The sequence below is a fragment of the Sphaerobacter sp. genome (genome assembly GCF_019683595.1).
Taxonomy (GTDB): Bacteria; Chloroflexota; Chloroflexia; order Thermomicrobiales; family Thermomicrobiaceae; genus Sphaerobacter.
Window position 1 is genome coordinate 1 of sequence record NZ_JADGHZ010000202.1, and the last position, 5,764, is coordinate 5,764.

5 protein-coding genes are annotated in these 5,764 nt (G+C 70.7%); 3 read left to right on the top strand and 2 right to left on the bottom strand.

Going from position 1 to position 5,764, the window contains the following annotated elements; translation table 11 throughout:
* Positions 1–92 precede the first annotated feature (92 nt).
* Positions 93–461 carry a hypothetical protein gene (locus IRZ30_RS15020; RefSeq protein WP_294086302.1) on the bottom strand — a complete coding sequence of 123 codons (369 nt, stop codon included), beginning with the start codon at positions 459–461 and terminating at the stop codon, positions 93–95.
* A 139-nt stretch (positions 462–600) separates the two neighbouring features.
* Between IRZ30_RS15020 and IRZ30_RS15025 the strand changes: the two genes are divergently transcribed.
* Together IRZ30_RS15025 and IRZ30_RS15030 are read left to right on the top strand one after the other, a co-directional pair.
* Positions 601–1,824, top strand: a complete 1,224-nt coding sequence (locus IRZ30_RS15025) for a hypothetical protein (RefSeq protein ID WP_294086303.1) — start codon at positions 601–603, stop codon at positions 1,822–1,824.
* A gap of 96 nt (positions 1,825–1,920) precedes the next feature.
* On the top strand, positions 1,921–2,475 hold the full coding sequence (locus IRZ30_RS15030; RefSeq protein ID WP_294086305.1) for a hypothetical protein: 555 nt from the start codon (positions 1,921–1,923) through the stop codon (positions 2,473–2,475).
* Positions 2,476–2,482: 7 nt separating this feature from the next.
* Here the strand turns inward: IRZ30_RS15030 and dnaX are convergent, their stop codons facing one another.
* Positions 2,483–4,252, bottom strand: a complete 1,770-nt coding sequence (gene dnaX / locus IRZ30_RS15035) for a DNA polymerase III subunit gamma/tau (protein ID WP_294086307.1) — start codon at positions 4,250–4,252, stop codon at positions 2,483–2,485.
* A gap of 89 nt (positions 4,253–4,341) precedes the next feature.
* Here dnaX and rsmI point away from each other — a divergent pair, with 89 nt between their 5' ends.
* The gene (rsmI, locus tag IRZ30_RS15040) at positions 4,342–5,223 is read left to right on the top strand and encodes a 16S rRNA (cytidine(1402)-2'-O)-methyltransferase (protein ID WP_294086309.1); all 882 of its coding nucleotides are present in this window, start codon (positions 4,342–4,344) and stop codon (positions 5,221–5,223) included.
* The last annotated feature ends 541 nt before the right edge of the window (positions 5,224–5,764 follow it).

The following is a 5,764-nucleotide window of genomic DNA, read 5'->3' on the forward strand; positions in this document are numbered from 1 at the left end:
GCGCAGCACGCTGCCGTCGGCGTCGCGTCTGGGTTCATAGGCCTCCATGATGATGAGCGTACCCTCCGGGAGCGTGCGCTCCCGCGTGAGCGTCACCAGCGCCTCCGGATTGATGTAGACTCCGCGCTGCGCTCCACCGTCGCGTAGCGGAAGAAGCGCGTGCGGTAGTCCGCCGGCACCGCCAGGAGACCCCCGTCAACAGGTGCCAGGAGTAAGGGCGTGTGCGGTGGAGCCGAGGACGAGGTGGACGGAGTTGGTGCCGGCTCCATGGTGGCGATGGCGGGCCGCTGGCCGCTCGGGATCACGGTGGATTCTCGCCGCGCCGTGACGGATCGGGTTGGTTCGGCCTTCGCGCCCTGTTCCGGTGGCACCCCGAGCCGCGCCGGGTCGGCGCTGCGGCACCCCGGCAGGACCAGCACCGCCCAGGCCAGCACGAGGAGCCACAGGATTCGCTTCCTCATCACAATCGGCTCTTTGGGGCGAGTCTCACGATGTAGGCATGACTGTACCAAACCCGGCGCCGGCTGCTGGTCTGGTACAATGTGGGCTGACCACCGCGAGCAAGCCGGTTCGACGCCGGCGAGAGGAGTGGGGAAACCTGTGGCCGTGCCACCGGTTCGGAGTCACGATGCAGCGAAACGGCCGGCCGCTGTCGTCCTGGCGCTGCTGCTGGCGCTGGCGCTGCTCGCGGCCGGGTGCGAGGAGGTCGATCAGGCGGCGGTGCCGGTCGGCCGGCCAGACGATCCCATCAGCATAACCTCGTCCCCGGCGAGCACCCCTGAGCCAACCGTGCGGGCGCTGTCGATCGTGCCTCCCGAGGCGCCGGTCACCGTCCCCCAAGCAAGCCGGATCTACTTCACCAGCGGCGGCGACCTGTGGCAGATGCCACGGGAAGGCCCGCCCGCGCCGGTCGTCACCGGCCGGGATATCCTCGCGTTCGGCCCCTCGCCGGACGGGGAGCAGGTGGCCGTCATCTTCGCGAGCCAGCCGGAGATGAACGGCAACAGCACGGTCGCCATCATGGCCGCGGACGGCAGCGTCGTGCTGGAGCTGCCTGACCCGGCGCCGGCGGAGAGCCAGGCGCCCGTCCGCGCGATCGCCTGGTCTCCGACGGGGTCGGCAGTCGCTGTGGCCCGGCAGGACGGGTCGCTGACGCTGGTGGACATCGGCGGCACGGTGCAGATCCTCGCCCCACCCCAGCCGGAGAGCCTGCCCGATGACCTGAGCTGGTCGCCGGACGGCACGATGCTCGCCTACCGGGATCCATCGCTCCCGGGGCAGGCAAGCAGCCTGTACGTCGTCTCGGCCGCGACCGGCGAGCGCACTCAATTGGTCGCAGGGGAGACGGACGGTGCCGTGCTGGATCTGATCTGGCTGCCCGGCCGGAAGGCCATCGCATACGTCCGCTCCTCACCCGCGAGCATCGACGGCGGCGGCGACGTGTTCGTGGTCCCGACGACGGGCGGGCCCAGCCAGTTGCTCGTCTCGGCCGGGCGATTCGCTCCGGTGGCAGGCGTGGTGAACCTAGCGGCCGCACCGGACGGTCGCACCCTGGCGATGTCGGTCTACATCCCCGGTACCGACCACCCGCTCTTCCACGGCTTGTGGCTGCTCGACATGTCCACGATGGACCTCACCCAGGTGCCGACGGAGCGGGGCGAGGCAGTGACCGACCTCTGGTGGGCCGACAGCCGGCTCTTCGTCCGGGCGGTGGACGAGTCCCGGCTGGTACGCGCCGGGATCTACACCGGTACCGAGCCGTTCGCCCTCTACGAGGTCGATCCGGCCACGCTCCAGGTCCGTGAGCGCCACCGCGGACCGTAGACCGCCGTCCCCTCTCCCATCAATCGACCCAAGTGGCACACCGGCGGCCGGACTCATGCGATGCGGAGATGCGCGCGCATGAGGACGGAGGAGTCGATGCACGCGCCAACCGGCCGCAACGCCGCCGCCCTGGTGATCGGGACGATTCTGGTGATCGTGGGTATCCTGCTGTTCGTCGCCCAGGTCACGGAGGTCGATGTGTTCGGCCTGCTCTGGCCGCTGTTGGTGATCCTGCCCGGCGTGGTGCTGCTGGCGGCGGCGCTGAGCGGTACCGGAGCGATCGCCGCCCTCATCTTCCCGGGAGCGGTCCTCACGTCCGTCGGGCTGATCGTGCTCTATCAGAGTCTGACCGGGCACTGGGAGAGCTGGGCCTACGCCTGGGCTCTGGTCGTCCCGACGTCGATCGGGATCGCCATGATGATCTACGGCGTCCGCGAGGGGAAGATCCGGACCGGGCGGAGGGGCGTCATGACCGCCGGCATCGGCCTGGTTCTGTTTCTCGTGCTGCTGGTGCTCTTCGAGTTCGTGCTGAACATCTCCGGCCGGTTCAGCGGCGAGGCGGCGGGGATCGCCGGCGGGGCGCTCCTCGTTGTCGCCGGGTTGATCGTGCTCGGGTTGAGCGCGCTCCGGCCGCGGCGACGGGCGCGGTGACCCACGGCTACTCTTGCTCGATCTCCTCGGCGTTGAAGATGCTCCGCGCCGCACGCAGCCGCTGCTCGTCGTCCTGGTCCGCCAGGGGGTTGGATGCAGGTGGCGGCACGGCACCGTTCGCGGGCGGCGGCGTGGGCGTAGGTGCTGCCTCCGTTGGCACCGGGTCAGCCGGCACGAAGTCGCGGACCTCCTCTGGCGCGAGGCAGACGACGCGGTAGGGTCCACCCATATACCGGACGAGCACGTCCTCGACGACGGCGCGGATGCCGTCGTCGTTCAGCTTGTTGCGGTGGAACTCGTAGGGGGAGACCAGGACGACCTCCTCCCCGCGCACGTCCAACGGGTCTACCGAGCTGAGCAGCGCGGCGACGCGGGAGTTAGCCATCTTCACGTCGCGCCGGATCTGCCCCCAGCTCGCGACCAGGCGCTCCAGCGCGGAGCCGGCTGCGGGACGCGGCGTCGGGGCCGGCGTCGGCGCGGGCCGCGGGGTATCGACCGCGCGCACCGGGCGGGGCACGGGTGACGGCTCCCGCACCTGGGGTTGCCGCCGCGCGGGTTCCGGTCGCGGCGACGGCGCAACCGCACGCGCCGGCTCGGCCGGCCGGATCGGCGGCGGCTGCGGCGATTCCGCAGGCGGAGCCGCGGCCGGCGCGGTGCCGACGATCGACTCCACCAGGGCGATCTCCAGCGGCAACTGTGCGTAGGAGCCCTTGTTCAGCGCCCCCTCGATCGAGCTGAAGGTCCGCACTAGCGCGGCCAGCTCCGCCACGGTGAATTGCTCCGCCTGTGCGCGGGCGTCCTCCCCAGCCTCGTCGCTGGTGCCCCCGGCGCGGATCAGAAGCAGCGTGCGCAGGTAGGCCACAAGCTGACGGTTGAGCTGGTGGATGTCCTCACCGCTCTCGGTGGCTTCCCCGATGACGCGCAGTCCGGCACCGGCGTCCTTCCTCGCCAGCGCGTCCACCAGCGCTACCAGCCGATCGCTCCGGCTCATGCCGGTGACACGCCGCACGGCGTCCGCGGTAATCACCTGTTTGCCGTCGACGGTCTCCCCGAAGAGGGCGAGCTGCTCCAGCAGGCCGAGCGCGTCTCGCATGCTGCCGGTGGCCTGACGCGCGATCAGCCGCAGCGCCTCGTCCTCGGCCTCCAGCCCCTCCCGCTCGCAGACCCCGCGCAGGTGCTCGACGACATCGCTGAGCGCGAAGCGCCGGAAGTCGAAGCGCTGGCAGCGCGAAGCGATGGTATCCGGCAGCTTGTCCGGCTCCGTAGTCGCGAGGACGAACTTAACATGCCCCGGCGGCTCTTCCAGCGTCTTGAGGAAGGCATTGAATGCATCACGGGTGAGCTGGTGGGCCTCGTCGATGATGTAGAACTTGACCCGGAGCTGGGTCGGGGCGTACTTGACCTTCTCGCGCAGGTCGCGGATGTCGTCGACGCCGCGGTTCGACGCCGCGTCGATCTCGATGATGTCGACCGCCGTCCCGGCGTTGATGGCCTCGCAGGCCTCGCAGGCGTTGCAGGGACGCGCCTCGGGGTCGGGAGCCAGGCAGTTGACCGCCTTCGCCAGCAACCGGGCGGTGCTGGTCTTCCCCGTGCCGCGCGGCCCGCAGAAGAGGTAGGCGTGGGCGACCCGGTCGAGCACGATGGCGTTGCGCAGCGTGCGGGCGATGTGCTCCTGCCCCACAAACTCGCCCGGCGCGAACGATCGCGGGCGATACTTCCGGTACAATGACTGCGACTGCGCCACCGTCTCGGCGCGACCGCTCGGCTCCTGGGGCATCAATTGATCCTTACGAGCTGGCTCCTGCGCGGCGTCAAGTGTCCGTACGCATTATACCCCGCCGGGCGAGCCGGGTGAAAGACACGGGCATGGCCGGCACCCTGTACCTCGTCGCGACCCCGATCGGCAACCTGGAAGACATCACCCTCCGCGCCCTCCGCATCCTGCGTGAGGTTTCCCTCATCGCCGCCGAGGACACGCGCCACTCCGGCCGCCTGCTCAAGCACTTCGGCATCGAGACGCCGATGGTCAGCTACCACGGCCACAGCGGGCCAGGGCGGGTCGACGAGATCCTGGCGGCGCTGGAAACCGGCGACGTGGCCGTCATCTCCGACGCCGGGATGCCGGGCATCTCCGACCCCGGCTTCGCGCTGGTGCGCGCCGCGGCGGAGCGCGGTATCCGCGTCGAGCCGGTACCGGGACCCTCGGCGGTCATCGCCGCCGTCGCGGCCTCCGGCCTGGTGCCGGGCGGGTTCCTCTTCCTCGGCTTCCCGCCGCGCCGCCCGTCGGAGCGCCGGAAACTCCTCGCGTCGCTGGCCGACCTCCCGTACCCGCTCGTCCTCTACGAGGCACCGCACCGCCTGCGCGCGACGCTGGCGGATCTGGCAGCGGTCCTCGGCAATCGACCGGTCGCCCTCTGCCGCGAGCTCACCAAGGTGCACGAGGAAATCACCCGCACGACCCTGGCCGCCGCGCACGCGACCCTGGAGGAGCGTCCCCCGCGCGGCGAGTACGTCGTGGTCGTCGGCGCACCCGAGCGGGACACCCGTACCGATCCCGACCAGGCCACCGACCTGCTGCGCGACCGGCTCGCGGCAGGCGAGTCACCCAGCGCCGCCGCCCGCGCCGTCGCCCGCGCCACCGGCCTCCCTCGCAGCGACCTCTACCGCCAGGCCCTGGCGCTGCGGGAGGGGCAGGCGAACGACGAGCCGCCCTCGACTGATCAGGATACCGGACAGCGCTGCGTGTAACGGCGTTCAGCGGAGGATCTGCATCCCCGCGACCTGCGCAGTCCTGATGCGCATGAGCTCAAGCACGTGCGGCCGGATCCGCGCAAGGTGGTATGTGCCCGGGGCTGATGGAGTTTGACGAATTACCATGGTACATGTACCGGTCGCCGTCGTCTCGTCTTTGTCATCCTTCGCTCCGCCGGCCGGCGCGGAGCGCCGGGCGGCGGAGCGAAGGATCTCGCATCGGAGCGGCCACGCACCGGAGAGATCCTTCGCTGCGCCGGGAGCGGCTGGCCGCCGCCCCCGGCTCCGCTCAGGATGACACGCGGGGAGCCGCGGGCGGCTGGCGGGTTTACCGGGTTAATTCGTCAAACTCCATAAGCCGCCGGGCTGACAACGGAAAGCCGGCTGAAGCCGGCTGGGGGACAGAACTCACGCCCCGGCGTTGGGTCTCGCCGCCCGGCGTGTGCCCGGCGGCGTTAGCCCCGGGGCACGTGCAAGCGGACCACACCCACGGTCCAACAGCCACCACGGCGATCGATCATTGTCTCTAGGGCACAAG

What these genes read in the sequence shown, in the direction of transcription:
- IRZ30_RS15020 (WP_294086302.1), bottom strand. Translation starts at nt 461, where the DNA reads ATGAGGAAGCGAATCCTGTGGCTCCTCGTGCTGGCCTGGGCGGTGCTG.
- IRZ30_RS15030 (WP_294086305.1), top strand. Translation starts at nt 1,921, where the DNA reads ATGCACGCGCCAACCGGCCGCAACGCCGCCGCCCTGGTGATCGGGACG.
- dnaX (WP_294086307.1), bottom strand. Translation starts at nt 4,252, where the DNA reads ATGCCCCAGGAGCCGAGCGGTCGCGCCGAGACGGTGGCGCAGTCGCAG.
- rsmI (WP_294086309.1), top strand. Translation starts at nt 4,342, where the DNA reads ATGGCCGGCACCCTGTACCTCGTCGCGACCCCGATCGGCAACCTGGAA.